Here is a 25,331-nt window from a genome sequence, read left to right on the forward strand (position 1 = left end):
GTCCGAAATCTGATTTAAAGAAGAATTAAAATCTCAATGTAGCAGTTAATAAGTGATGTACATTTTTGAGCATTGCGCGCACTAAATAAGTGCAATGAATTCAGTGGGTTACTAAAAATTCTCTCTTGCATGCCCGCTTGTTACCCATTAATCTAAAGTTCGGTGTACTTATTAGGCATAGTGGCAAATGAAACAAGAAATAAAAAATAATCCTTCAGTTAATTCATCACGTCGTAATTGGTTAAAGTCAGTAGGAATAGGTGCAGGCGCAGTGGCGCTAACAGCATGTGTAGACTCTAGCGTTAAAGAGCTTAGCGCAGCGGGTATGAAAACGGATCATTTTCCTACTGCTACTCCTAATGTGAGTGACGGCCTTGTACGTTTATCGTCTAATGAAAACGCCTTTGGCCCTTCAGCTAAAGCGGTAGATGCCATGCAAGGTGAATTATTCAACTTAGCGCGCTACTCAGATGCAACCGTTAATGTGCTTAAAAGTAAAATTGCTGCACAAGAGGGGGTATCTGAAGATCAAATTATTGTTACCAATGGTTCTTCTCCCATCTTATTTGGCTACGCCGATTGGATTACGAAGAACGGCAATAAATTGGTAACGTCTATGGCTACATACGAGGGTGTGCCTCGTGGGGCCGAATTCATGGGCGCTGACGTCACTTACGTTCCGCTAGATGCGGATATGAATTTCGATTTAGACGCAATTGAAGCTGCGGTTACTGAAGACACCACTGCTGTGTATATTTGTAACCCCAATAACCCGACGGGCACAGTGGTAGATGCCGCTAAGCTTACCGCGTTTGCAAAGCGGGTATCTAAAAAAGCGCAGGTATTTATCGATGAAGCGTATATCGAAATGTCAGACGCCTATCCTGCTAACGTACAATCAAAGTTAGTGGCTGAAGGGCATGATGTGGTTATCTGCCGTACTTTCTCTAAAATCCATGCTATGGCAGGCCAACGTTTAGGTTATGCCATTCTGCCCGCTGAACAAGCAAAGCAATTAGGTGGCATGTTGCGTATGGGGGGGGTGAACTACTTAGCATTAGTTGCGGGCATGGCTAGCATGGAAGATCATGCAAATTTAAATACCATGCGTACGCGAGTGAAAGTTGAGCGTGAGAAGCTAACAGCTGCTGCTGAGTCACTAGGCCACGCTTATGCGAAAAACCCGCAAGGCAACTTTATCTATATGGATACCGGTATGCCGCACGACGAGTTTGCAAAGTTAATGAAGGCGCAAGGAATTAAAGTAGTTGGCCGAACATGGCCTGGCTACGACACATGGTCGCGCATTAGTGTAGGTATTCCTGAAGAAACGGATGCTTGCGTAAAAGCATTAAAAACGGTTTTAGCATAAGTTTGTAACGCAATCTAAAGACTAAATGCTGGTGGTTTTGTTGATACCTCTATGGGGTACGTCAACAGCAAAACCATCGGCTTTTAACCCTACCTTTACTAGTACGCATTAGAATTCAAAATACGCTTTCTCTAGTAAAGCACCCTCAATGCAGTATCAATGATGTCGTAGCGCATCAATAAGCTCACTTTTACTCATGGTTGAGCGGCCTGAAATACCTACTTCTTTAGCGTTGTCGTAAAGCTCTTTCTTGGTACGTTCTTCATATTTTTTACTTTCACCGCCTTTTTTCGAGGGCGATTGCTCATCGTTAGCTTGCGCGTTGGCAATTCTGGCTGATTTTTCTTTGCTGTAGCCTTTATCCCGAAGCGCTTCATACGTGTCGTCGTTCTTAATCTGTGCTGCGTGTTGCTTGGCCATGGCGGTGCTCCTTATTAAACTTTTGCTCTCATATGCATACTTTGCAGACGAGCTATTAGTTTAATTGGAGTGTAGGTAATGCAATGGGGAAAGATTAAATAGAAAAACGCCGGTGCTTAACAATAAGCAGCCGGCGTTTGTTAAATGGGTACTATTTGAAAACCGCTTACTTCTCGATAGTAAACGTAAGCCCTGCTTTTTCAGTGAGGCGAGAAATCAACTTATCACCCAATGCAGATGCAGGTGTAAAGAAGCCGCCAGAAAGTGACACATCTTTACAAAGACAAAGGGCAGATTCTGAAATCATTTTACTGGTTGAGCCATAACCCGGGTCTTTGTCTCCGGTTACTGATACCGCAAGGGTATCGCCATTAGTTGCTTCACCGATAAACATAACATCGTAAAACCCATTTTCCCGCTCTTCTTTACTTGGGCCTTCACCAGGCTTAGGGCCACCCTCGCCACCTAATGATTTGTCTTGGGCAACATGGTTCGCCATCGCTTCGCCTTTCTCGCCAGGGCCAGTAAGCATCATCTCATCATACTGAAAGGTTTTGCCGTAGGCGAAGTTTGCCAAGTAGTTAGAACGGTGTACATTCTTGGTATTGATAGCCGCCATAATAAATGGCGCCGCCCACGAACCTAAAGATTCGTCGTAGTAGGGCTTGGTGCCATCTGGCTGTGGGTGACTTTGGCTAGCATCAGCAAGCGAGAACGGATTAATCAGTGCAGACATAATCGATTTGTCTTTATGTGCTGCTACCATCGTGGCTTTTAAGCTGGCTGCTGTACCACCAGAAAACGTACCCTGCATTTTTCTTACACGGCCTTTTACGTATTCAATCGCTTCGCCGGTTTGCTTTTTAGCGTGTTCTTGTAAGAAGTGAACCCCCAAATCGAAAGGTACAGAGTCAAACCCGCACGAGAAAACAATATTGGCTCCCGTTTCTTTTGCCTTGGCTTCATACTTGTTAATCATCTGGTGCATCCACGCAGGCTCACCACACAAGTCGGTATAACCCGTGCCGGTATCAACACACGCAGAAAGTAGTTTTTCGCCGTAAATTTGATAAGGCCCTACCGTGGTTAGTACCACTGAGGTGCGTTTAGTCAGCGCATTCAATGCAGCGTCGTCTTCACCATCTGCAACAATGCTTATTACAGTGTCGCTGATGCCCAAATCGGCCTTAACATCCGCAAGTTTGGCTTCGTTGCGCCCGGCAATAGCCCACTTTACGCTACTGTCGCTGCCATACTGCTTCTGGAAATACTCAGCAACTAATTTACCGGTAAAACCTGTGGCACCAAAAATCACTACATCAAATTCCCGTTGATCACTCATAAATAACGTGTCCTGTTTTGTATATTTCATGGAAAACTTATGTGCAACCAATATACGCAATCCATACACATTAAATTATTTTTTTAGGTAATAATTGAGTATTGATTTGGGTGTGAATGCACATGCAATTCGCCACCAGTTATTAAACACGCAGTGCTCGATAAAGCAGAATAGATAAAACAAAATACATAAAAGCGACGAGATACCGGTTAGCGAATATAGGTTTCAACAAATCGTTTCATACGGGTTAAGCCTTCTTTTAACCGGCCAATCTCTGTTGCAAACGACAGCCTTACATAACGGGTGGCATTATGTTCACCAAAGTCATCGCCAGGTGTTAAGGCCATATATTCTTTTTCTAATAAATGGTCACAGAATTCAATGGCGGTAAGGCCCGTAGGTTCAATATTGATATACGCGTAAAACGCGCCGTCTGGTGTAGCGTCAATACTCAGGCCCATGTCTGCAATGGCTTGCAGCACAAACGTAGCACGTGTGCGTAATTGTGCTTTTTTCTGTTCGCATTGGGCAAGTGACTCTGGTGTAAAGCACGCTAGCGCAGCTTGCTGGGCAAGGGTAGAGGGGCAAATAAATAAGTTTTGCGCTAACCGCTCCATAACGTGTGTCATACCCTCGGGTACTACGCACCAACCTAAACGCCATCCCGTCATACCGAAATATTTGGAAAAGCTATTTATCACAATGGTGTTGTTGTGAAGGCGCTCATTCGCCAAAACGGTGTTAAGTGGGGCATGTTGCTTTTTAGCAGAAGGTGAACCCTCACGTAAATCTAAGTTGAGATAAATTTCATCAACAATAAGAAAGCCATCGTTTTGCTTACAGGTTTCACCAATGCTATACAATTCACGTTCCGCAATAGCGGTGCCGGTTGGGTTAGCCGGGCTGGCAATGAGCACGCCTTTGGTTTTACTATCCCAGTGACGCATTACATCATCATGCGTTAACTGGAATTGTTGCTCGCTAGAAGTCGGCACTAGCGTAACTTCGCCGCCAAACGTGTTTAAAAATCGACGATTACATGGGTATGAAGGATCGCCAAGTATCACCTTATCGCCGTTTTCAACCAACGCAGCGCTGACTAATAACAAAGCCGCAGATGCGCCAGCGGTCACCACAATGCGCGAAGCTGGAATATCAACATTGTGCTGTGTTTTATAGAACTGGGCAATGGCGCTACGAAGTTCAGGCAAGCCTAGTGCTGAAGTATACGGGTAATCAGCTTGAGCTAGCGATTGCTTCATAGCGTAAACAACCGGCGTGGGCGCGCCAAAGTCGGGCTCACCCAAATTTAACCGAATAACATCGTGTCCTAGATTGCTAAGCGCAGTGGCTTTTTCACCATAGGCCATGGCTAAAAAAGGGGATAGGGTGGTGGCTCGAGTAGCGTACTTCAACATGCTTTCTTACAACGTAGGGTAACAATGCCCCGTACTATATCAACTGTGCAAACCTAATTACCAACAAAGTCGCCATATCTAATAGGCAAAAGCAGGTAGCGTTAGCCAGCAGCCATGACCAATAGTGGTTCAAGTTGCGACTTTTAATAGCAATACACACAAGCATTAATCATCAGCGACTAAGCTAAAACCTTACCCATTAAAAATTCACGCAATACACGGTGTTTTTCGATGAATAGCCATATGCATAATCAAACACTTACGATAGGGTAGAAGAGGTATAAGTTGTGATGATATAAAAAGTAAAATACAGCGCTCGCGTTATTTAAAAGGAAATCAGTCGTGTTAGTCGAAAACAAACAAAGTGATAAAAAGGCAAAGGTTGAGAAGTGGTTCTCATTTAGCGCTATTCGGTGGTTAACGGTTGTTGTCATGTCCGCTTTTTTCGCGACACCTGTGTGGGCAACGTTACCCACCATTAGTGAATTCACCAAAGAGATGTCCGCCAAAGAAGGCCTCATCCCCGTATATTACGATGATGAAACTGACAAAGTGTATTTATCGATACCCAACAATGAGCAGCAGTTTTTATTTCAAAGCAGCTTACCCTACGGCGTAGGCTCTAACGATATTGGTTTAGATAGAGGCCAGTTAGGGCGTACTCGCTTAATTACCTTCGAACGCTTTGGCAATAAGCTGATGTTGAAGCAGTTAAATACTAAGTACCGCGCGGACCATGGTAGCGCAGCTGAAAAGCAAAGTATTAATGAAGCCTTTGCCAGTTCGGTATTAGCCGGCTTTGTTATAGTGGCAAAAAGCGATAGTGCTAATTTAATCGACTACACACCTTTTTTATTCAGCGATATTCATGGCATTGGCAATCGCTTGTCAGCTAAAAAACAAGGCAGCTTTAAAGCAGACAAAAACCGCAGCGGGGTGTATTTACCGCGCACAAAGGGTTTTGAGAAAAACACCGAGCTTGAAGCCTTAGTCACATTCGCTGGCAGCAAGCCTGGCAACTATGTATCTGATGTCACGCCAGATCCTGAGAACCTTTCTGTTCACCTTCATCATTCATTTGTTGCATTGCCTGACGATGGTTATACACCGCGTGCTTACCATCCCTACTCAGGTTATTGGAAGTTCCGCTATTTCGATTATTCTACGGCAATTAATGAGCCTACGGAGCAGCGCTTTATTACACGCCACCGTCTAGCCAAGGTATCGCCACATGCGCCTATAAGCGAAGCGGTTGAACCTATTGTTTATTATTTAGACCCAGGTATTCCAGAGCCGGTGATGTCTTCATTAAAAGAAGGGGCCAGCTGGTGGAACCAAGCTTTCGAAGCAGCAGGCTATAAAAATGCCTTTCAGGTGAAAGTATTGCCCCAAGATGCCGATCCCATGGATGTCCGTTACAACGTGATTAACTGGGTACATCGGGCTACCCGAGGTTGGTCTTATGGTTCATCGGTGGTCGACCCTCGTACAGGCGAAATTATTAAAGGTCACGTAACATTAGGTTCGTTACGTGTTCGCCAAGATTATTTAATCGCATTAGGGCTTACAAGCCCATTTTCGGGTGATAATGCTAGCTCACCAGAACAAGAAGCAATGGCGTTAGATCGCATCAAGCAGCTTTCGGCTCATGAAGTAGGCCATACCCTAGGTATAGCGCACAACTTTGCTGCCAGTGAAAACGACATGGCTTCAGTGATGGATTATCCACACCCTCGAATTACTTTAAAAGGTGGAAAAGTAAGCCTTGAAGGGGCTTACGATAAGGGTATTGGCGCGTGGGACAAACACGCTATTGTCTATGGCTATCAAGAGTTTGGTTCTAGCGCAGAAGAAACCGAAGGCTTGGCTAAGCAAATTGTAAAAACCCGCAATAAAGGTCTAGCGTTTAAGTCTGATTCTGATACCAGAAGTTCACGTCATAGTTCGGCAAACGGTCACATGTGGGAAAACGGTGCCGATCCGCTAGATGCCTTTGATGAAATCTCTGCGGTTCGTCGTCATGCGCTTGATCAACTGGGAATGAATACACTGAAACCCAATGCGAGCTTGTCTTCTCTGGAAAATGCGTTAGTGCCTATTTACTTGCTACATCGTTTTCAACTAGAAGCGGTGGCAAAACAAGTGGGAGGTTTGATTTACGAATACGAGCGTAAAGGTGATTACACCACGCCACAAGGCCAGCAAGACGTAGCGCCACAGGTACAGCAACGTGCCATGCAGCAGCTTATTACTGCCACTACCGTGCCTTATTTAGCTATTCCTGAAAGCGTGTTGTCACTCATTCCGCCTACTGCGTACGGTGATGATGTTACCCGCGAACATTTTCAAGGAAAAATGGGGCTTATGCTCGACCCAGTATCTGCAGCTGCCTCTGCTAGTGATTTTGCATTGTCGCTATTACTACACCCAGAACGTTTGAATCGTTTAGCATGGCAAAGTAGCCGTACAAAGGAACTCGTGGGTGTGGAAGGGCTAGTGCGCCAGATATTAAACGTGCATTGGTATCGTGCAAAACACAAACGTAGCGGTAAAGGTGATTTGGTTGCTACCCGTCTACAGTTAGTTGCATTAAACGCCATAATGAAAGCCGTAACAAACCCAGCATTAGCACCAGAAGCTAAAATGGCGATGCACAGTGCGTTATTGGAGTTTGACGAATGGCTAGATGATGACAGCGATAGGGATGCTGATGAAGTTTTACATAAGTACTTCGATACATACTGGAAATCAGGGCATTGGTCTGGGGCGTTCGACGTGAAGCCGTTACCACCGGGTTCACCTATATAGCTTTATTTTAAAAGCGCTGAAATTTAGGCGTGTATTTTTGCTAACGCCTAACCCCCAACAACTAACACGTAAACATTAATAAAAAGCGGTTAACCTAAACAGGTTAACCGCTTTTTTTGTTCCTAGCTTTGTTTCTGTATGTGTTCTTAAACTTAAGGTTATTGTTGGGGCCCAGCTTTTTCTGAATGTTAGGCTTAAGCTTCTTCTATAAACTGCTCATTTAACACCTGATACAAATATTCAGGCTTAACGGGTTTTACGATGTGTGCATTCATACCAACAGCAAAGCTTTTTTCTATCTCTGTTTGCATAGCGTGGGCTGTCATCGCCACAATCGGAACATCTAGCTTTAACTCTTCTCGAATTTTTTGAGCCGCAGTTAACCCGTCCATCACAGGCATTTGCATATCCATCAAGACAAGATCGAATCTGCTTTCTTGCTGCAACATTTGCAAAGCAATTAAGCCATTTTCTGCAACACTGACCTTGGCCTTAGTATCGGCTAAAAACAGCTTGGCAACTTTACGATTTATCGCATCATCTTCAACCAGCAGGATATTTTTTTCAGAAAAATCGGGTGGCGCTTCGGCATCGCTTTCTAACGTTGCCATTTGAGGTTTGCCCCGTGTAGACATTCTCAGTAAGCAATTCTGCAACGAGCTGCTATTGACAGGTTTTTGCAGATAATACTCTACGCCCACTGGTCGCCCGAGGGTTTTAAGTGACTCAATATCATACGCTGACAACATCGCAATATTCGGCTTACCTTGACTGAATTCCTGATTGATAATTGAGGCCAACTCGATGCCATCAATATCTGCCATTTTCCAATCAATAATGATTAAATCATACGGTGCATTACTTGCCATAGCGGTACGCAGATGCATAAGCGCTTCTTTACCCCCTGTGGCCAAATCTGGGTTTATATTGATGCGCAGTAACGCTTCGGCTATTGCTTGTCTAGACAGCATAACGTCGTCAACCACCAACACTTTTAAGTCGGATAACGTTAAGTTACCCAATGAACCGAGTTGTGGCAGCTGATCATGGTGCTCAACTAACACAGTAAAGAAGAAAGTAGCACCTTGACCAAGCTTACTTTCTACCCATATTTCCCCGCCCATCAACGAGACAAGGTGCTTACAAATTGATAAGCCTAACCCAGTTCCGCCATACTTACGGGTAATCGATTCGTCAGCTTGCGTAAAGGCATCAAACAAAGATTCTATCTGATTGGTAGATAGGCCAATTCCTGTATCTTTTACTGAGAACTCAAGTAACACGCCGTGCTCAGAGTATTTTTTATTGACTGATACGAATATCATGCCTTCGTCGGTAAATTTAATAGCATTGCTTAGTAGGTTATTCAGTACTTGTTCAATACGAAGGGCATCACCAGACACTTGCAAGGGAACATCTCTTGCCACGTACTGTAATAATTCTATACGCTTCTCTCTAGCATTTAACCCGTGTAACCGAATGACTTGCTCGACCAGTTTGTCAAGTTCAAATGCCTGAGATTCGATATCAAGTTTACCCGCTTCAATTTTTGAAAAATCTAGCACATCGTTAATAACCCCCAGCAGGGTTTGTGACGACTGTTCAATTTGGGTTAGGTTGGTTTTCTGTTCTTCATTTACAACAGATTTTTGCGTCAGCTTTGTAAGTCCCACTATGGCGTTCACAGGCGTTCTAATTTCGTGGCTCATGCGGGCTAAAAATTCTGACTTCGCGTCGGTGGCTTTTTGTAGATTTAACGCAAGCTCTCGCAATTCTCGCTTCTGTTTGAGCGTGATAACAAACATAAAAAATAAAAGAATAGCGACACAGCAAATAGTGACAATGATGTACACCTGGAACGTACTATTTTGTTCTGACAGTTGCTGACTAAGTTCTAATTGAGTAATTTTTCGTATCTTTTGGTCGGTTTCTAATCGGGCTCTGTTAAACGCTAGTTGCTCCGATTGACGCGTATCAAAAACCTGCTGCTTCAATTCTGAATGTTGGAAAAGAAACTGATAGGCATCGCGATATTGGCCCTTTAGAAGCGCAATATTGGCCTGCATCTTTAAGCCTTCATACTGATATTCAGTAATGTCTAAATCTTCTGCAATAGATAGGAGCTTTAAAACAGTTTGGCTGGCTTCATCAATGCGTTCGAGTTTGAGTAAGACTTCTGACTGCAGTGTAAGGCCCGCTAGCTCACGTTGGCGATGCTTTCCAAGCACAGCGTGCTTAATAATTTCTTCAGTAACAGAGAGTGCTTCTTCGTAGTTGCCTAATTGCAGGTAAGTTTTTGCAAGATAGAAATTTAAGATAGGCGCGAATTTGTCGGGGTTAGTATTTACGTGGTCAATTAACGACTTCGCTTGTTTTACTTCTCCCTTGGCCAATAGGCCTGACACAATAAACCCGTACCCTTGCTCTTCATAATAAGTGTTGCCGCGTTTAATCGATTCTGCGACCAGTTGTTCACCTGTATTTATTAAATTATCGGCCCATTGATTCGATTTAGAATACAAATTTCCGATGGCTTGCAACGTGTTTTGTATGTAGCTGGTGTCTAACGACTGATGAATACTCAGGCTATTAAGGAGCAATTCTAACGACTCGCCATATAAATCAAAGAAATAGGTTATTATCCCTTGTCGTCTTAAGGCTTCAGCAAGTTGCAATTGGTTATTGGCCTCTGTGGCGAGCTTTTTTGCTTGGGTTGCCATTTCATAGGCTAGCTTGTAATTACCCTCAAGAATGTACGAGTGACTTTTTAGGTTAAGTAAATGCGCTTGGTAGGCGGGTAGGTTTTTGTCAGCCAAATACCGTTCGGCTTGATTAAGAAGTTTTTTGGCTAGGGTGGGATTAACGAACACATTCTTATCGGCGGTTTGTAGTACTTTATCAATATCGACAGTTGCGTCTTGAGAAAACACTGAAAAGCTGGGGAGTGCTAAAAGCACTACCCACAAAAGCCACAACAATCTCATGAAATTATATCCATCTCGCCAGTATCAACCTATTTCGAGTGACTGATTTCTAGGTTGTCTGCACCTTCAGCTTCACATCGGCTTTTTATCGCATCAATATCGTTTTTCGCGCATATTTGAACATCTTCGTCAGATAGACCAAAAGCTTCAGCAGTTCCTTTTGGATCGCTGACATACTGCTGTTTTAATTTTTCATCTTTATCCATAGCGATCAAAAATTTTACTAGTAAATCATTCATTTTTTATTCCTTTATTTTATGTGGTTAGACACTTAGGTTTTTAGCCAAACAACTTCTGTTCAAAAAGGGCAGGGGTTAAATCTAGTTCTGCCATCGATTTCATATCAAAATCTGGTAATCCTTTAGAAGGGATCACCAAAGTAGTGATAGGTTTTGGTATTACCGCCGCTAAATCTTTTAGTTCAAGATAGTCTATTCGAGGAGCGGCAATGGGGATGGTAGAGGCTTCATAAACGATAATGCTGTGCTCAGGAGAAAAGTACTTTAACAATTCGTTTTTAAGCTGCATTAGGCCTGGGTGCGATGTTCGGTGTTTGTTATGGGTAAAATCAGCAATACTGCCAATCTGCCAGATAATTTGCATCATATGAGGATCTAAAGTGTATTGCCTAAGCAGGAACTGAGTAGCCTCATATGACTGGCATCCATAATGCGCGGGGTCTAATCCTAAGTCAGCAATTAAGCAGTCCTCAGCAGAAATTCCCGGTAACATTTCGGCATTATAACCTTCTTCTTTTAACTGTTTGATGGCTTCATGGGAGGGATTCACAAATACGCCTGGATGACCATAAAATGCTGCGACCACTTTTTTTCCCGCCTTCACCTCATCAACGATGCGCTGCGTCATTTTTTGGTAGGTGATTGCCCGAGATTTACCTTGCTCGTAAAGGTGGCGTAAACACACCACGTTCGAGTTTATCATTTTTAAATTGATTAGCGCCGACTGCGTGACAACGCTCAATATGATATCGGCTGTTTTAAGTAGGCTTTCCGTAATTAAGGTCATTTGGCCAGATACAGTAATTCCTGTACCTACAACTACCAAAGATCCTTTTGATTCTATGTTCATTTCGTCCATTTCCATTGAGAATTAACTACGTATAGCCTCAATGAAATATAATGGAAAATATACCCATTGTTAATCATTTTATGCTTATATCTGATATAGTTTTGAAGTAGAGAAGGAGTGCGCTTTAAAGTGAATAGTTATAAAGTACTATGCTCTGAATAAAGAATTGCTAAATAAGATAGGGTTTAAAATGTTAAAACACGGCGGTATGACTATAACAAGTTCAGCTATATGTTTAGCGACACTGGGCGCACTGTCTACACTGCCAGGCTGCACGTTTAGTCACGATCCTAGTGCAAAAACCCAGAAGCCAGTTTGTGTAGCAGTTTTAACGAATTCACTCAATTGCGAAAATGAACCACTGGCTTATAACGAAACCAATCACTCATAGTGAATTCGACCAGCAAATGCTTCCGGTCAATCAGCGTGAAGGCATGCTTGAAAGTGAGCTAGAAAATAACAGGCGTAATCGCTAGCGCGAATACCGCGTTGCATTTACCTTATGATAAAATGCAGCGCGATGAGTTAATCTTTAATAGGCCTCTTATGGCTGATATGGCAATGAAGATTGGTGCAAAATAATACGAACCTTGCCATCTTCACACTGCTTAAAGACAAAGCTTTTGTTCACAAATATGTGACTGTCGTCATCCCCAATAAAATGAACGTTGCACTGCACAATGGCCAGTTCGCCGTTTAAAATAAAATCTTCTTTGCTGTACCACACTTTAACCCAAGGCTTAAGTTTAAAACCATTGTCGTTGGGGTAATCGCTGTTTCCGCCAACAAAGTAAGAAAGCGCGCCTTCTTTGGTAGGGCGGAACGTGTGCTGGCCAAACGTTAAAGTAGGCTTAAACAAAACATGGCCATTATCATAATCATAGCTGTCAGAGAGCACTTGAAGAGAAAACGCTTGAACGTCTCCACCTTCGGTATGTACTTTCCCAACTTTTACAACATTATCGCACCACGTTTGTAGCGCCGAATGCACCATCTCTTTAGTAAACATAATGTATACCTCTGCGTTAAAATATCGTTTGTTAGTTTTAAAGCTGGTTAGCAAATTTTAAAATGGTTTCGTCTTTTGCGCAAAACGCCAGCAACGTTTCTTCACGTTGTAAAATTATAAACGAAACACATAAATGCGTTAACAAACAGATACTGTAATACAAATCGCCCTTTTTGTTATGTGATATCATCACGCTAATAGCTTAAATAATTGGCTACAGTTAGCAATAGTAATTGGAGATAGCTTTTATCTATCAAGTGGAAATTCACTCGAATTTTTTACTGCGTATTAATTGCATAAATGTAGTCTGTGATTATTCTAACTTATCTACCGCCCGCAATATCAATAAATGAACCTGTTACGTAAGATGCTTCATCTGATAATAACCATGCGATAGCATCTGCCACTTCCTGTGTATTGCCTCCGCGTCCCATCGGAATTTGTGAGCTTAGGCGATTTACGCGATCGGGTTCACCTCCGTCTGCATGTATATCGGTGGCAATAAAGCCAGGGCGCACGCTATTGACTCTAATATTTTGGCTAGCAAGTTCTAACGACATACCTGTGGTAAGCGTATCCATAGCGCCTTTTGATGCAGCATAATCAACGTATTCAAACGGGGCCCCTGTACGAGATGCAACCGAAGACACGTTCACAATGGCGCCATCACTTTGAATTTGTTTCATAAAAGCTTTCGCGCAAAGAAAGGCGCTAAGTACATTTGTAGTCAGTATTGTTGTGAAGCGCTCGGCACTGATGTCAGAAAATGGGGTTTTGGTAAATAGTACGCCCACATTGTTGACTAGATGCGTGACGGTGCCGAACTCAGCGTTAACTTTGTTAAACATGCTTTGAACTTCTGCCTCTTCTGAGACATCCGCTTTATGAGTAATTGCAACGCCGCCTCTGGTGTTAATTGAAGTGCATAAAGCTTTCGCAAGCTTTTCATTTTTCAGGTAGTTGATGCAAACATGGTAACCCTTTTTAGATAGCGTAAAAGCGGTAGCGGCACCAATACCCCTACTAGCCCCAGTTATAATCGCAACTTTTTTCAACTTTCAGTCCCTGTTTGTCTAGCTCGCCACTGTAGCGTATTTGAATTGGATTGAACCAACCCTAGGTCGATTTAGAGAATTATTCTTTATTGTTTGCCGTCGATGCTGTTTACAAAGTGTTTATACAAGTCTTCTGAGGCGTTAAGCATCTTGTAATCTAACAGATGGTCTAGTTCTGGGTAATCAATGTGCTTACAACGAGACCGTTCATTTTCTATCATACGTTCGCAGATTGAAGCCGCCATAGAAGAGGACGGCCATATTTCATCCATTCCCCCCGAATAAAGCACAACATTTCCGCGAATATTTTCAACAGGGATTGTCGCACTTCCTCCATCCGTTCTATTTTGTAAAGATTGGGTATATAGGTCTAACAATCCTTCAACAGGTCCGGTTGGATTGAAGGCAACAAAGGGTAATCCCTTTTTGTTGTGACTCCAGCTTGAGCCCGGTACCGTTTGCCAATCATCTAGAATGCCTGCCCACACCACTGAGCTTGGTGCAATCGCGATTACTCTATCGAATGCGTTGTCGCGAGAAGCAAGCAGCAACGCCAACTCGGCGCCTTTAGACCATCCGATGAGCGTGATATGTTTTTGTGCAGGGTGTTTTTGTTTTAGCCAAGCTGTCGCTTTTTCGAAATAGGAGAGGGGAATTTCTTCTAATTCTCTGGGAAGCATATCGGCTTTGAAATAAGCAATGGCTAACGTAGGGTGACCATTATTGGCGATGACTTCAGCAAGCTTGGTAGGAATGCCGCCCTCTGAACCACCAAGTACGATAACAGGCTGTTTGTAGGAATTAGCGGGTGGCTGATAATAGTGACCCACAATACCATCTTGTTCCACGCTAAGGGCTTGCGGGGCAGCAATTGAAGCAAGTGCTGGCAAGAGTGAGGTTAAAAATAGTAAAAAGTGGCTCTTTTTAAATTTCATATTTTGTTTTTCCTTTAAGCGCTCAAATGCTAAAATATGTTTAGTTTTTGATGGCTTTATTCTGAGCCAAATATGCCACGAAAAAGGGCGGTAAATACACCTGACATAGTGTCTTCTATAGCATCGGTTTCGGGTGAATTCTTTTTAGCGTGCATTGCGTTCGATTCTTCTTGTTCCCTTTTTTCTGCACTAGAAGATGCACCGTCAAGAAAATCACCCACCGTTTTGTTAGAGGTGGATGCGCATCCTGATGAAATAGCTGACGCTATCAAAATGGCTGTTAATTTGGTTTTCATTTAATTTCCATATTTTATAAGTGCATAACGCGGCAAATAAGGGGGGCGCCTATAGTAAGAAGTGGTACCTGTGTTTGCGTCCAAGCCGAGATAGCGAGATATTTTGACTGTTAGTTTAGCAGCGTGAATGAACAAATCGAAGCACCTGTTCGTTTTTACCCTGAGTTTCAACTATAGAATCTAATTTAGCACCCGATGACGCTATAAGCGATGATGAAACTTTATTACTCTTGTAGCAATGAATATGTACCTCATCGACGCCAATTTCAAAGGCTTTTTCTAGCGTTAGATTAAGGAGTTTCATACCATAGCCTTGCCCACGCTTAGAAGGCCTTATTCCCAACCCTATATGACCTCCTGCAAACCGTAATGCATCATTCAAACAATGCCTTAGATGGGAACAACCGACAATTTCACTGTTTTCAATAAGCCAAAATGTCGTATTGGGAACTAAGTTTTCTGGCAAGTTTACGCCCTTGGAATAGCCATTCAATAGGTTAACAAAAGATGCAAAATTTGAATGGTCTAAGTCAAGCGGGTAAGGGTACCGTTCTTCGTTTCCCAGCTCTTTGATGTATTCTTTGTAACTGGCTTCGTAGAGCACTGTGGGCGTAATTAGCATAAATTTCCTTCTAAGCAGCTAACTTCATTTTGGGGTAATAATACGTGGGATAAGCTTGGCGCCAAGAAACACATGTCTGCTGGTTGCTGTGCGATGAACCGAGGTAAGAGGTGCATTCTCGTAGTTTTTCGCGCACAAGCTAAGCGCATACTCCACAGCATATTTATCGACACTTGGCAAACCAGTAAACGCTACATCACAGCCTAAATTGCGCTTGCCACTGTTGTCTGTGTAGTAAAGCTTACCTGTGGTACAGCCACCCATAAATATGAAAATGAGAACGATAAAAATAAACTTCAATTGTTCCACTAGCCTTGTTTACCTGCTAACTAGCCAAGAATGCTAACGTGCAATGCACTCGCTTTCTTTCAGCGCGATTATTTGTCTAAGGTACTCTGTTCTTTTCATTGCAGCATTTCCCGTTACAAAGATATTGGAGGCCAATAAAATGGCTAAATAACCATTATCAATAGGGGAGATAAATACGTTGTTGATGAAAATAAAAATGACAACGAATAGAAACGCAAAACCAGGAACGTAGTAGACACGAGAAAATTTTTTCTCTAAGTTCTGAATTTTAGTTATCTTCTGTAAAGCTAATTCAGCATCAATATTGTCCATCTATTAATATAACCTCCCTGATCAAATTAACTAGAAATATAACACCCAAGGCGTGTTTAGCGGGTACAGCAGATTGTTACAAGACATTTCTCACACTGTTCCCAGTTCTATTTTCCCCACCCCTGAAACGTATTCTTGCGCTTGACTCATACTTTCAATTCAATTCCTACATGAAAGCTTAACTTGTAAAGAGGCTGCTATTGTAGATAAACCCATTGTCATGCAACCACTCCAAAGATGCGACCTACAACTGCTGTCAATACCATTGCAAGCGCACCCCAAAAAGTCACTCTGATAGCCCCCACAGTCATTGATGCACCGCCTGCGCGTGCTGCGATCGCACCTAGAGCGGCGAGGAACATTAAAGATAAAGCTGCGACGATAGGTATAAGTAGCTCTTGTGGCACTAACCAGGCAACCGCTAAAGGAAGTGCAGCGCCTACTGTGAAAGCACCCGCCGACGAGAAAGCCGCTTGAATGGGCTGCGCATTAGCGCTTTGTGAAATTCCGATATCATCTTTGGCATGAGCGCCAAGAGCATCGTGAGCCATCAGCTGCTCAGCAACTTGTTTAGCCAGAGTTGGTTCAAGGCCTCTACCTTCGTATATTGTTGCTAGCTCTTCTTTTTCAGATTCAAAATTTTGATCCAGTGATTTTTGCTCTATGGCGAGATCGGCATTTTCTGTATCTGATTGAGAACTAACTGAAACGTATTCACCAGCAGCCATAGACATAGCCCCAGCAACTAAACCTGCAGCACCAGCGAGAAGAATGTCTTCATGGGCAGTACTCGCAGCGGCAACACCGATGATAAGGCTTGCAGTAGATACAATTCCGTCATTTGCACCAAGTACTGCTGCGCGCAACCAACCTACGCGTTGTGAACGATGTATTTCAGTATGAGTCATAAGGTTGCTCGGTAATTTCTTTTACAGTTAACTTATATTTAGTTCAGGTGTTTACGTTATAGGGGGGAACTCTCGACCCGCCCCGCGGATTGCGACTTAGGCGTTTGCTAGTTGCTTTAACTCAATGCCTGAGCTAACAGTTGTGTGCACACGAATAGAGAGTTCACCATGGATACTCGCATACAATTTAGTGCTGATGAAGAAACTAAACACTTGGGCCAGATATAGACGTTCTAGCGAACGAAGTGAGTTTATTGAGTTGTTATATCGCTACTCCCCACAACAAAAACCTGACCCATAATGGCTCTTTGTTCCATTCTTTTGATGTTTTGTCTATCACGATAATTTCCTCTTGAAGTTGAGAAATGTCAATTTTAGACACAGAGGTAAAGGCTTTAAGAGATTCTATACTGGTTTTATTATGGTTACGTTGTCTTGTACACGTACCAATTTCCTGTGACATGCTCAATATAGATATAATCCTCATCTGACATTTGGGGCACTTCAGTGCCAGGTGGTACAAACAGGTAGCCAACCGAGTTATCTAAAATCCCACCTACGTTGACGTCAACTATGCCACTACTTGAGTCGTAACCTACTAGATTTAGATTTAAATGTTTAGCAGATTCAGTAGCCTTTTTCTGACTTGTTTTAGCCTCAAAGGCTATCGCATTTAAGCTACCAATATTTTTATGCAAGTATTCTTTAAGCTCCGAATCCAACTGCAAAGTAAGAAGCATGTTCTGATAGTGATTCTCTTCTTCTTTTGTTCTATTGGGTTTGCTTTGTATCGCCTGCAGGGACATAAAGAACATACTTGGTAATGCTAGATTTCTAACGGCTGAAATTTTCCATTTGTTTTGGTCGTTTACCAAATAGATATACCAATCTTGAGATATTCCTTCTTTCGTTAGTAATACAGCGTAAATTTCTCTTCGCGGGCTTTGTTCAAGTGCTCGAAGGCTAACATTGATGCCTTTTGGTAAGTCCTCGCCTAAAGTGGGCTTATCCAGATAATGCTCCAACATCTCTCCGGTATACACTTCTCTTTTATTATCTAGTCCATCTTGGCCAAAAAACTGCTCTACAAGCCTCGACTCATCTGCGAAAGCAGCCAAAGGAAATAATAAAAAAACAATTAAAATTCGCACGAAATTTCCTTAGTGACCATACTTTTAAATAGCGGGCGAAGCCACCCTGCGTGAACGAAGTGAGTGTGTTGATTGGGTTGTTATACTATGCGTTGCGCTCACTCATACCTCTGACAGCAAAGAAGTAATAAACTAAAAAGCCTAACCATGAAAAGAATAATGAAACGAGGCACCAAACTAGTTTGTGTACCCCCTTAGCTTTCTTAGATGTTAAGGCAACTAATACTGGTAAAAGCGTTAGACTGAAAAGCACAATAAAAATGATAATTTGCCAAATACTCATATTAAAAATGACTCCTTGTTTTTTGGCCGTAATGATGCTTGATAAATTTGTTATGTGTACATTACTTGATGCTAGTCTTTTTATCTCTAGCAACTCTGACTTTCAAGCTATGAAATAGAGATGCAAAAACAAAAGTTGTAATTAATAAAACTGAACAAAGTAGTTTTACCCCGATACTTTCACTTCCTAAGAATTCATTTAAAATTGCAGAAAAGAGTATGAACCCAATTAGATAATAACTATGTATTTTATTCACAAAAATTCCCTGTAAATATAGCGTCCCAGCGAGTGAAGGGAGTGGCTTAAGCGTTTGTTAGATCCCGTTCTATGGAATTCCTATTTCCCATAATTGTTCCTGACTCAACAGTAGAGGTTCTTTATAAGCGGAAAACCTAATACCAATACAATAGCTGTTTGTTACCAGGATGCCTTTCTTTTTTAACTCAAAAACTGTAATTGCATCTTTGTCATGAAAGTCTTTCCAAGAGTTTAATCGATAAACAGTCCCATCAATAGTGCACTCTTTATCGTTAAATAGTAACTCATCACTTTCAGTGTCTACGTACGTTGAACGAAGTGAGTGAGTTTATTGAGTTGTTAGGCCGTGCTGATAAGTTAGTCATGGCTATTAATAAAACTTTGTAATTCATCTGAGAAGCCATTGATTTGCTTAGCCTCTAGAAGGCCATCTGATTTCATTAATGCAAGTTGCAGCATAGCTTTGGACCTTGCATTGTAATCGAATATGTTGGCGATACGTTTGTCGCTGTTTTCCATCAATTTATACAAATAAAGATATTTTGCATGATCTGAAAGTTCGGGATTATCGATTCCTTTACGCACATCCTCCAAAACTTGCTGGCAGCATTTATCTAATGCATCTGCCTTAACTCGTTTGAAGTGTTTCCAATCTGCCTCTGAAATCATGTTTTACCTCTATAGGCCTAACGCTAAGCTAACGAGCAGTGACGTAGCGGATAATAGCGAAGCGCCGCTGCGTTACTGTCCCAGTGACCGAAGGGAACGTGTTAAGCGTTTTGTTAGGTGTCATGCTCACTACTCCATTCGATGCTGCTAATTTCTGGGGTTTCTTCTAGTAGCAATCTTACTGCATTTAGCAGTGGAATCACCGGCTCGAGCGATGCAAGTGTCTTTTTGAAGAGTCCTTTTGAGTGCCTTTTTAAAAAGCATTTCCACATATTCTCCTCATCTTCAAAGTTACCACAACACAACCAATACTCATTATCTTCTACTATAAACTCAATGAACCAACCCCAATCTTCGTATTCAGGGTAAGATGTATAAATTCCCTGTCCCGCAAGTTCTTTAGCTAGCCAATAAGCTAATTCTGCGCCATAGACCTTTGGAATGACCTGTGAATCTTCTGGCAGAAATGGCTGAAAAAGTTCTGTTTTAAAAACTACTGATGTATCCATACTTTGTGACACCTAACTTTTAAATAAGGGGCGCAGGCAGAGAGTTCCCTCATAAAAGTGGACACTCGTTTCAATTGTTGAGTTACATACTTTCATATTGCTGTGGTGTTTTAAAGTTCAAGGATGAGTGTATTCGCTGATTATTGTAATATTCTTCAAGGTACCATTGTGTAGTTTCTCGTAAGTGGTTTTCATCTTTAAACGTTTCACCATGGTATGTTTCGGTTTTAAATGTCCTAAAGAACGTCTCTACGTAGATATTGTCCGTCATCTTTCCTGGCCGATTCATACTTGGCTTTATCCCACACTTTCTTAGATGATTTGATAGTCATGACAGGCATATTCGGTCCCTTTGTCGCTGTGGAATATCAAACCAGAGCAAAGTTTTCTCGATTTAACCGCCATATCCAGTGCGTTAATGGTTAGCGATACTTTCCTTTGTCTATCCAGTGACCAGCCAATGACCTTTCGAGAGAACATATCGAGAACAACCGCCAGATATATAAACTGTCCATTGAGTTTTAAATAGCTTACGTCGCCACACCATTGTTGATTCGGTCGGCGTGGGATTACGTGCTCCAAGATAAGGTTACCTACCTTGTTGCAGGTGTTTTCTGGCAGGGGATAGCGGCGATATATTTTAGCGGCTTTACCGATTAGCTTTTGTTCGCGCATTATTCGCTCAACCCTTTTATGGTTGACTTGCCAGCCTTGAGCCTGCAGCTGCTTATGAATGCGAAGGCTGCCGTAATTTTCTTTATGGAGTGTGTAGAGACGATGGATTTCTTTTTTCAGTTCGCTATTAAGCGCTTGACGACGGCTAAGCCCATTATGAAACCATTTGTAAAAGCCGCTCGTTGAAACTTGCAGTTGAGAGCAAAGGTATCTGATGCCAAATTCATCACGGCGTTCGTTTATGAACGAGAATTTTTCTGACTTTGTTCCTTCAGATACCCATCCCACTTTTTTAGAAAGTTGTTTTCCTTCTGAGCGTCCGCAAGGGCTCTTTTGAGCTGTGCAATTTCTTTGTCTTTACTGAGCTCTTCGTTGTTATCAGAGGTCTCTTTAGTCATTGAAATTCTTCTCGTCGGCTTTTCTTCAAATTTATCTGCTCGGTACTCTTGTCGCCAGCGATAAATCATTATTGGATGCAGCCCTAGGACACTCGCAACATCCTTCGCTTTAACGTCCAATGCTAGCGTTAACTTAACCACCCGGATTTTAAATTCCAGAGAATATTCAACGACCCGCTCCGCACTGCCTATCTTTGCCATGTTACACCTACCTGATATTTAGTTAGGTGTCTACTTTATAGGGGGAACTCTCCAGCGAGCGCCAGCGAACGGCTACAGTTGTTTGTTATGTTTCATTCACTCTGGCCGTATACAGTGAACTTGTCAGAAGTTGCGTCTTTGAAAAATGTAACGCTATTACTGCCCGTTGAGCGTAAAAGCTGAACATTTTCAGCTAGGTTCTCTACAGTAACGTTTTCTATGTAACTGTCAAAATAACAGCCAGATACTTCTGTACTGAAAGAGGTATTGGAGTTGAGGTTAAGGTCTAGTGCTAAATAACCGGAAAGAAAGTTAGGGCCAATAACATTTGTCTCACTAGACGACGAGCGTAATTTTTTAATGCATTCCGCTTGGGACGAATTGGCTATGACTAAGTTCGCAGCTTTTGGGCTGAACGTAAGCTGATATACATTAATTGCTAGTGATAGCGCCAGCGCGGCTACTAAGAATACCTTCACTCAACTTTCCTTGAAACATAACTTTAAGCTAAGGGGCGCTAGCATGTGGGCTATAATCCGAACGAAGTGAGTCAGCCCACATGTTAGCGTCCCATCGACCGGAGGGAGCGGCTTGAGCGTTTTGTTAGCCGCGTTCGTGCCAATACCCTGGTTTTCGGTGGTTGTGCATAATAGCTACCACACTAATTTCCCTGTTTTCGATAATTTTATAAATAATAGAGTATGGGAACCTGCTTAAGACAAAGCGTCGATGAGTTTGCCCCATTTTTGTCCATGCCGATGGCAAAGAGCTAACTGAATCGATGGCTTCCTTGAGTTCTTGGGTAAATTCGTGACCCAACCCCAGTGACTGCTTTTGATACCAATCAAACGACTCTTTTATTTCCCTTTTAACCTCTGGGTGAAAGGAAACAGGCAGCATCTTTTAATTTAGATCCTTTTCTATCTCTTCCCAACTAATGCTTTTTACCGCACCAGACTCTAGCTCTGCGCTGCGAGCTTCTGCAAGTTTTACCCACTCAGATTCCACATCGCTATCAATCTTAGTATCCATAGCCGTTAAAAGACAGTGGGCAGCAAGAGCTTTCTCTTTAGTACTGAGTTGCTCGATATTTTCAAGCATCACTTTTAATGCATCAGACATAAAATAACTCCCATTGAGTATGATTTGATATTACCACTAAAAAAGAGAAGTGAAAGGCTGGATTTACAAGTAGCGGCTAGCGTCCCAATGAGCAAAGCGAGAACCTTAAGTGGTTTGTTATACATCGATGCTGCTAGTTAGAAGGCTTTAAGACCAACCTGCTTAACCTGCAAAAATCGTTGCTATTATCATCGCTTGCTCTAACCGTAACATTAGTACGAGTTGCTTGGGCAGACAGCAGCATAGATAAGGTTGCTTCGTATCCAGCACTATCTTTTTTCAGAACTAACCAAAAGTTGTTTGTACATGATAGTCCTGAAACATCATGCTTTGGATTTGTTTGAACTAATACCTCACCATTACTTGTCCAAACAGAAATCAAATGTATATTAACGTTATCGGTATCTTTATAACTAGCACCTAATGCACAGTCAGAGATAAATAAAAGAGTTAGAAATTGGACCAATATTTTTTTCATTTAGCTTCCTTGTAGATGTATAACTTTTAAATAAGGAGCGCAGGCACGTAGGGCATAATGGCGAAGCCGCCCTGCGTGTTTGCGTCCCAGCCCGCGCAGCGGGCGAACTTGATTTTTTTGTTATGTGCTGACGCAACTTAATAGTTACTTAGGTATTACGAAAAAGAAAGAAAAAACTAATAAAAGCAATACACTTACAGAGCTACCAATAATCTTGCTACTCGAATGCGATTTACCTCTGGCCAGCAGAGCCTTACTAACAAAAACATGGCCTACAAATACTGAGACTACGGCTATTAGGCTTATAGTAAGTACAAGATTGGTGAGTGAGTTAAGTGTTTCTTCCATATCTAAAATCCTTTTTTACTACCAAAGCACATAACTTTAAGCTAAGGGGCGCAGATGCGTGGGGCATAATGGCGAAGCCGCCCCGCGTATAGGCGTCCCAGCGACCGAAGGGAGAGGCTTAAGCGCTTTGTTAGAAGCAGAGCCTGTTCCATTGGCTTTTTTAAAAAATAATAAAGCCAGCATACGATTGATTATTAACACAAACAAGTAAAACGACAGCGTAGTGACGTAGGTGATTTGACTGAAGCGAACCGCCCTATGAATTACCAAGTGCAATGGCGCTTGCTAACTGAAAATAAGAGCTAGCCCATAAAGCGCCTATTGCGCAACCTTTTAAGTAAGCGCGGTGACATTAAAACTACCAATGCTTTGGTGATGATTGAAACAACAGGTGAGGGTAGTTGAACTGGAATTTTTATAAAGCCAAACGCAGTTTAGGCTGACGCCTTCTAACTTTCCAATAACGGGCGCATACATGTGGGGCACAATGGCGAAGCCGCCCCGCGTGTATGCGTCCCAGCGAACGAAGTGAGTGCGTTAATTGGCTTGTTATGCTGCATTACGCTAAGCCTTGTTCAAAACACTTTAAACCGCTGATTTTGTCCACCCATTCTAGTTGTGATTCGCAAAAGATGTTTACAGCGGGATTAATTTCTAAATGAGAGTCGATAGCCCCTAGATGAATAATAATTAAACCAGCTAGCTTAGGGTTAGTATTGAAAATAGGTGTACCACAACGAGTGCAAAAATGCTTGGTAGCATGTTCAGACACCTTGAACGAGCTTAGACTTTGACCGGTGATAGAAAACTCGTTTTCGGGTACTACAACATAGGTTGAAAATGATGAACCATTCATTTTCCTGCACAAATTGCAGTGGCAATTTACGAATGCTTTAATTTGTTGGCTAGAGGAAAACGATATGGTTTTACAATTACAACTTCCCTTCATTTTTATTCCTTTATCTTAACCAAGCAGCATAACGCCCTGTTAAGGGGCTGATAACGTTTGGCTATAATGTGTAGCGAAGCGAAACCGAGCCAAAATTTAGCAGTCCCGCCTTGAACAGCTTGTTATGTGTAATTACGTTTTAGGCCACCCAAATGCTTTTAGCCAACCAACCGTTATGGCTGTAATTTTTATGCCAGCAATAAACCAAAATAATGGTGCATCATCGTTGAGTAATTTTGGACCGCCTTTACCTGGAGTGTAGCCATTGGCAATATCGTAAAAAAGTGAACCAGCCAAAATGATTGTAACCATCGTAGCTAAGATAGCTGTATTTTTTTGAATCTTCATTGTTGGATTATTCTTTTACACTCGGTTTTTAAATATGACTGGTGTTAATAGCATACTTAATAAAATAATAAACGCTGTACCAAAACCAATACTTTGCAATTGCTCGATACCAGTAAAGAATAAAATAATTGATAAAGCCAAAACTGCTAATTGACTAAAGCCAATAAGTCGTCTTTTTTGGAAATTACCAGCCCCACGAAAGACCCAAAATAAAATTATTGGTAAAGCTAAAACTAGCAACGCTAATAATGGAAATATTGCTCCAGCTCCTCCGTGTGTCACTTAAACCTCCAATACACATAACTTTTAAATAAGGGGCGCAGACGCGTGGGCTATAATGCGAAGCAGCCCACGTGTATGCGTCCCAGCGAACGAAGTGAGTGACTTAATTTATTTGTTAGCTGCCGTACTAATCTGAGTCTTCGTCGTAAATGCGAGTATAGTTTTCAAACTCTGTTCCTATAAGGTCTTTTTCAATAACTCGTTTGGCTACCTCAAAATCGACAACGTAATTACATACTTCCATAGTATCACTGCCAATACTTCCTCCATCGCAGTGACCTAAACCAGTCCATCCAAGCGTCTCACTAAGGCGATCTTGAAGGCTTGCCCTTTTATCAAAATCTTCTGGGGTTCCGAAACCACTAACAGAATACTCAACCATAAGAGTAAACTCTTGCTCTGCTTGATCGAACCCATTAGCAACTAGGTCATCTATTTCCTTTTGAATAGTTTTCTGCGGTTTTTTAAACAGTCCTTTTTTAAGAACTTTACTCTCTCCAATCGTCCCGAGTTCACCCCAATGAACGAGATGAGAACCATCATCATTTGACCAAGTTTCCCAGTATTCTTTTTTCTCTTCGGAGAAACGATAAAGTTTTAGCACGATACACCCTTGAGGCAGCTAACGCTCCGCATAACGGGCGGTTAATTGCTGGCTATAATGTGCAAGGAACGAGCCAAAGCCAGCGAGTAACCGTCCCAATGAGATAATTGGACTCCCCAACCTAATAGGTTGGTCTAACATTTACGTTGTCACACACAAAGGTTAGGTAGGAGCCCA

Annotated in this window: 31 protein-coding genes; 2 read left to right on the forward strand and 29 right to left on the reverse strand. The window is 42.2% G+C overall.

What is annotated here, in order from left to right; genetic code table 11:
* Nucleotides 1-187: 187 nt before the first annotated feature.
* The gene (locus tag KYS23_RS09690) at nucleotides 188-1,372 is read left to right on the forward strand and encodes a pyridoxal phosphate-dependent aminotransferase (protein ID WP_218418474.1); all 1,185 of its coding nucleotides are present in this window, start codon (nucleotides 188-190) and stop codon (nucleotides 1,370-1,372) included.
* 156 nt (nucleotides 1,373-1,528) lie between these two features.
* On the opposite strand, the gene KYS23_RS09695 is transcribed toward KYS23_RS09690, so the two are convergent.
* The 3 genes from KYS23_RS09695 to KYS23_RS09705 form a co-directional block, all read right to left on the reverse strand.
* Nucleotides 1,529-1,792, reverse strand: coding sequence for a DUF7218 family protein (locus KYS23_RS09695; RefSeq protein WP_159531521.1), 264 nt, complete (start codon nucleotides 1,790-1,792; stop codon nucleotides 1,529-1,531).
* A gap of 166 nt (nucleotides 1,793-1,958) precedes the next feature.
* The gene (locus KYS23_RS09700; protein ID WP_159531519.1) at nucleotides 1,959-3,134 is read right to left on the reverse strand and encodes a saccharopine dehydrogenase family protein; all 1,176 of its coding nucleotides are present in this window, start codon (nucleotides 3,132-3,134) and stop codon (nucleotides 1,959-1,961) included.
* 209 nt (nucleotides 3,135-3,343) lie between these two features.
* Nucleotides 3,344-4,552, reverse strand: a complete 1,209-nt coding sequence (locus tag KYS23_RS09705; RefSeq protein WP_218418475.1) for an aminotransferase class I/II-fold pyridoxal phosphate-dependent enzyme — start codon at nucleotides 4,550-4,552, stop codon at nucleotides 3,344-3,346.
* Between the two features lie 432 nt (nucleotides 4,553-4,984).
* Between KYS23_RS09705 and KYS23_RS09710 the strand changes: the two genes are divergently transcribed.
* Nucleotides 4,985-7,360 (forward strand): zinc-dependent metalloprotease, encoded by a 2,376-nt coding sequence (locus KYS23_RS09710; protein WP_220099903.1) that lies wholly within the window; start codon nucleotides 4,985-4,987, stop codon nucleotides 7,358-7,360.
* 194 nt (nucleotides 7,361-7,554) lie between these two features.
* On the opposite strand, the gene KYS23_RS09715 is transcribed toward KYS23_RS09710, so the two are convergent.
* The 26 genes from KYS23_RS09715 to KYS23_RS09835 all read right to left on the reverse strand — a co-directional run bounded on the left by KYS23_RS09715 (nucleotide 7,555) and on the right by KYS23_RS09835 (nucleotide 25,154).
* Nucleotides 7,555-10,344, reverse strand: a complete 2,790-nt coding sequence (locus KYS23_RS09715) for a tetratricopeptide repeat-containing hybrid sensor histidine kinase/response regulator (protein ID WP_218418476.1) — start codon at nucleotides 10,342-10,344, stop codon at nucleotides 7,555-7,557.
* Between the two features lie 29 nt (nucleotides 10,345-10,373).
* Nucleotides 10,374-10,583: a hypothetical protein gene (locus tag KYS23_RS09720; protein ID WP_159531513.1), complete on the reverse strand. Its 210-nt coding sequence runs from the start codon at nucleotides 10,581-10,583 to the stop codon at nucleotides 10,374-10,376.
* A 40-nt stretch (nucleotides 10,584-10,623) separates the two neighbouring features.
* Complete coding sequence (locus KYS23_RS09725) at nucleotides 10,624-11,433, reverse strand: SAM-dependent methyltransferase (RefSeq protein WP_159531511.1); 810 nt, start codon at nucleotides 11,431-11,433, stop codon at nucleotides 10,624-10,626.
* A 544-nt stretch (nucleotides 11,434-11,977) separates the two neighbouring features.
* On the reverse strand, nucleotides 11,978-12,442 hold the full coding sequence (locus KYS23_RS09730; protein ID WP_159531509.1) for a hypothetical protein: 465 nt from the start codon (nucleotides 12,440-12,442) through the stop codon (nucleotides 11,978-11,980).
* A gap of 323 nt (nucleotides 12,443-12,765) precedes the next feature.
* Complete coding sequence (locus KYS23_RS09735) at nucleotides 12,766-13,497, reverse strand: SDR family oxidoreductase (protein WP_218396749.1); 732 nt, start codon at nucleotides 13,495-13,497, stop codon at nucleotides 12,766-12,768.
* An 86-nt stretch (nucleotides 13,498-13,583) separates the two neighbouring features.
* On the reverse strand, nucleotides 13,584-14,432 hold the full coding sequence (locus KYS23_RS09740; RefSeq protein WP_218396751.1) for an acyl-CoA thioester hydrolase/BAAT C-terminal domain-containing protein: 849 nt from the start codon (nucleotides 14,430-14,432) through the stop codon (nucleotides 13,584-13,586).
* Between the two features lie 56 nt (nucleotides 14,433-14,488).
* Nucleotides 14,489-14,728 (reverse strand): hypothetical protein, encoded by a 240-nt coding sequence (locus tag KYS23_RS09745; protein ID WP_126874069.1) that lies wholly within the window; start codon nucleotides 14,726-14,728, stop codon nucleotides 14,489-14,491.
* Nucleotides 14,729-14,843: 115 nt separating this feature from the next.
* A complete protein-coding gene (locus tag KYS23_RS09750; RefSeq protein ID WP_013783713.1) occupies nucleotides 14,844-15,350 on the reverse strand; it encodes a GNAT family N-acetyltransferase in 507 nt (168 codons plus the stop codon).
* A 24-nt stretch (nucleotides 15,351-15,374) separates the two neighbouring features.
* Nucleotides 15,375-15,659, reverse strand: coding sequence for a hypothetical protein (locus KYS23_RS09755; RefSeq protein WP_013783714.1), 285 nt, complete (start codon nucleotides 15,657-15,659; stop codon nucleotides 15,375-15,377).
* A 33-nt stretch (nucleotides 15,660-15,692) separates the two neighbouring features.
* Nucleotides 15,693-15,971 (reverse strand): hypothetical protein, encoded by a 279-nt coding sequence (locus tag KYS23_RS09760; protein WP_013783715.1) that lies wholly within the window; start codon nucleotides 15,969-15,971, stop codon nucleotides 15,693-15,695.
* A 218-nt stretch (nucleotides 15,972-16,189) separates the two neighbouring features.
* Nucleotides 16,190-16,879 carry a VIT1/CCC1 transporter family protein gene (locus KYS23_RS09765; RefSeq protein ID WP_218396753.1) on the reverse strand — a complete coding sequence of 230 codons (690 nt, stop codon included), beginning with the start codon at nucleotides 16,877-16,879 and terminating at the stop codon, nucleotides 16,190-16,192.
* A gap of 425 nt (nucleotides 16,880-17,304) precedes the next feature.
* Nucleotides 17,305-18,030, reverse strand: a complete 726-nt coding sequence (locus KYS23_RS09770; protein ID WP_013783718.1) for a hypothetical protein — start codon at nucleotides 18,028-18,030, stop codon at nucleotides 17,305-17,307.
* A gap of 85 nt (nucleotides 18,031-18,115) precedes the next feature.
* On the reverse strand, nucleotides 18,116-18,313 hold the full coding sequence (locus tag KYS23_RS20985; RefSeq protein WP_013783719.1) for a PLDc N-terminal domain-containing protein: 198 nt from the start codon (nucleotides 18,311-18,313) through the stop codon (nucleotides 18,116-18,118).
* A gap of 615 nt (nucleotides 18,314-18,928) precedes the next feature.
* Nucleotides 18,929-19,240 carry a hypothetical protein gene (locus tag KYS23_RS09775; protein WP_159531493.1) on the reverse strand — a complete coding sequence of 104 codons (312 nt, stop codon included), beginning with the start codon at nucleotides 19,238-19,240 and terminating at the stop codon, nucleotides 18,929-18,931.
* Between the two features lie 113 nt (nucleotides 19,241-19,353).
* Nucleotides 19,354-19,749 carry a hypothetical protein gene (locus KYS23_RS09780; protein ID WP_218418477.1) on the reverse strand — a complete coding sequence of 132 codons (396 nt, stop codon included), beginning with the start codon at nucleotides 19,747-19,749 and terminating at the stop codon, nucleotides 19,354-19,356.
* An 82-nt stretch (nucleotides 19,750-19,831) separates the two neighbouring features.
* Complete coding sequence (locus tag KYS23_RS20965) at nucleotides 19,832-20,050, reverse strand: integrase core domain-containing protein (RefSeq protein WP_420838754.1); 219 nt, start codon at nucleotides 20,048-20,050, stop codon at nucleotides 19,832-19,834.
* Between the two features lie 11 nt (nucleotides 20,051-20,061).
* A complete protein-coding gene (locus tag KYS23_RS09790) occupies nucleotides 20,062-20,712 on the reverse strand; it encodes an IS3 family transposase (protein WP_218418479.1) in 651 nt (216 codons plus the stop codon).
* Entirely contained in the window at nucleotides 20,664-21,023 is a 360-nt protein-coding gene (locus tag KYS23_RS09795) for a transposase (RefSeq protein ID WP_218418480.1), read from the reverse strand. Before KYS23_RS09795 ends, KYS23_RS09790 begins: the two co-directional genes overlap by 49 nt.
* A gap of 92 nt (nucleotides 21,024-21,115) precedes the next feature.
* Nucleotides 21,116-21,502, reverse strand: coding sequence for a hypothetical protein (locus KYS23_RS09800; protein WP_159531476.1), 387 nt, complete (start codon nucleotides 21,500-21,502; stop codon nucleotides 21,116-21,118).
* A gap of 124 nt (nucleotides 21,503-21,626) precedes the next feature.
* Complete coding sequence (locus KYS23_RS09805) at nucleotides 21,627-21,923, reverse strand: type II toxin-antitoxin system RelE/ParE family toxin (protein WP_218398519.1); 297 nt, start codon at nucleotides 21,921-21,923, stop codon at nucleotides 21,627-21,629.
* 3 nt (nucleotides 21,924-21,926) lie between these two features.
* Nucleotides 21,927-22,145: an addiction module protein gene (locus KYS23_RS09810; RefSeq protein ID WP_013783722.1), complete on the reverse strand. Its 219-nt coding sequence runs from the start codon at nucleotides 22,143-22,145 to the stop codon at nucleotides 21,927-21,929.
* A gap of 133 nt (nucleotides 22,146-22,278) precedes the next feature.
* A complete protein-coding gene (locus KYS23_RS09815) occupies nucleotides 22,279-22,623 on the reverse strand; it encodes a hypothetical protein (RefSeq protein ID WP_218418481.1) in 345 nt (114 codons plus the stop codon).
* 907 nt (nucleotides 22,624-23,530) lie between these two features.
* Complete coding sequence (locus KYS23_RS09820) at nucleotides 23,531-23,920, reverse strand: GFA family protein (RefSeq protein WP_218398311.1); 390 nt, start codon at nucleotides 23,918-23,920, stop codon at nucleotides 23,531-23,533.
* Between the two features lie 132 nt (nucleotides 23,921-24,052).
* Nucleotides 24,053-24,268, reverse strand: coding sequence for a hypothetical protein (locus KYS23_RS09825; RefSeq protein WP_218418482.1), 216 nt, complete (start codon nucleotides 24,266-24,268; stop codon nucleotides 24,053-24,055).
* A 15-nt stretch (nucleotides 24,269-24,283) separates the two neighbouring features.
* Nucleotides 24,284-24,550, reverse strand: coding sequence for a hypothetical protein (locus tag KYS23_RS09830; RefSeq protein WP_218418483.1), 267 nt, complete (start codon nucleotides 24,548-24,550; stop codon nucleotides 24,284-24,286).
* A gap of 127 nt (nucleotides 24,551-24,677) precedes the next feature.
* Complete coding sequence (locus tag KYS23_RS09835) at nucleotides 24,678-25,154, reverse strand: hypothetical protein (protein ID WP_218418484.1); 477 nt, start codon at nucleotides 25,152-25,154, stop codon at nucleotides 24,678-24,680.
* Nucleotides 25,155-25,331: the final 177 nt, after the last annotated feature.

The organism is Alteromonas lipotrueae (genome assembly GCF_019249255.1).
GTDB lineage: Bacteria > Pseudomonadota > Gammaproteobacteria > Enterobacterales > Alteromonadaceae > Alteromonas > Alteromonas lipotrueae.

Coding starts and splice junctions, on each gene's coding strand:
- KYS23_RS09725 (WP_159531511.1), bottom strand. CDS start 11,433: ATGAACATAGAATCAAAAGGATCTTTGGTAGTTGTAGGTACAGGAATT.
- KYS23_RS09780 (WP_218418477.1), bottom strand. CDS start 19,749: ATGGATACATCAGTAGTTTTTAAAACAGAACTTTTTCAGCCATTTCTG.
- KYS23_RS09750 (WP_013783713.1), bottom strand. CDS start 15,350: ATGCTAATTACGCCCACAGTGCTCTACGAAGCCAGTTACAAAGAATAC.
- KYS23_RS09695 (WP_159531521.1), bottom strand. CDS start 1,792: ATGGCCAAGCAACACGCAGCACAGATTAAGAACGACGACACGTATGAA.
- KYS23_RS09820 (WP_218398311.1), bottom strand. CDS start 23,920: ATGAAGGGAAGTTGTAATTGTAAAACCATATCGTTTTCCTCTAGCCAA.
- KYS23_RS09740 (WP_218396751.1), bottom strand. CDS start 14,432: ATGAAATTTAAAAAGAGCCACTTTTTACTATTTTTAACCTCACTCTTG.
- KYS23_RS09815 (WP_218418481.1), bottom strand. CDS start 22,623: ATGAAAAAAATATTGGTCCAATTTCTAACTCTTTTATTTATCTCTGAC.
- KYS23_RS09810 (WP_013783722.1), bottom strand. CDS start 22,145: ATGTCTGATGCATTAAAAGTGATGCTTGAAAATATCGAGCAACTCAGT.
- KYS23_RS09715 (WP_218418476.1), bottom strand. CDS start 10,344: ATGAGATTGTTGTGGCTTTTGTGGGTAGTGCTTTTAGCACTCCCCAGC.
- KYS23_RS09705 (WP_218418475.1), bottom strand. CDS start 4,552: ATGTTGAAGTACGCTACTCGAGCCACCACCCTATCCCCTTTTTTAGCC.
- KYS23_RS09730 (WP_159531509.1), bottom strand. CDS start 12,442: ATGTTTACTAAAGAGATGGTGCATTCGGCGCTACAAACGTGGTGCGAT.
- KYS23_RS09710 (WP_220099903.1), top strand. CDS start 4,985: ATGTCCGCTTTTTTCGCGACACCTGTGTGGGCAACGTTACCCACCATT.
- KYS23_RS09720 (WP_159531513.1), bottom strand. CDS start 10,583: ATGAATGATTTACTAGTAAAATTTTTGATCGCTATGGATAAAGATGAA.
- KYS23_RS09700 (WP_159531519.1), bottom strand. CDS start 3,134: ATGAGTGATCAACGGGAATTTGATGTAGTGATTTTTGGTGCCACAGGT.
- KYS23_RS09825 (WP_218418482.1), bottom strand. CDS start 24,268: ATGAAGATTCAAAAAAATACAGCTATCTTAGCTACGATGGTTACAATC.
- KYS23_RS09690 (WP_218418474.1), top strand. CDS start 188: ATGAAACAAGAAATAAAAAATAATCCTTCAGTTAATTCATCACGTCGT.
- KYS23_RS09805 (WP_218398519.1), bottom strand. CDS start 21,923: ATGCTGCCTGTTTCCTTTCACCCAGAGGTTAAAAGGGAAATAAAAGAG.
- KYS23_RS20985 (WP_013783719.1), bottom strand. CDS start 18,313: ATGAGTATTTGGCAAATTATCATTTTTATTGTGCTTTTCAGTCTAACG.
- KYS23_RS09760 (WP_013783715.1), bottom strand. CDS start 15,971: ATGGACAATATTGATGCTGAATTAGCTTTACAGAAGATAACTAAAATT.
- KYS23_RS09765 (WP_218396753.1), bottom strand. CDS start 16,879: ATGACTCATACTGAAATACATCGTTCACAACGCGTAGGTTGGTTGCGC.
- KYS23_RS09745 (WP_126874069.1), bottom strand. CDS start 14,728: ATGAAAACCAAATTAACAGCCATTTTGATAGCGTCAGCTATTTCATCA.
- KYS23_RS09795 (WP_218418480.1), bottom strand. CDS start 21,023: ATGGCAAAGATAGGCAGTGCGGAGCGGGTCGTTGAATATTCTCTGGAA.
- KYS23_RS09775 (WP_159531493.1), bottom strand. CDS start 19,240: ATGATTTCAGAGGCAGATTGGAAACACTTCAAACGAGTTAAGGCAGAT.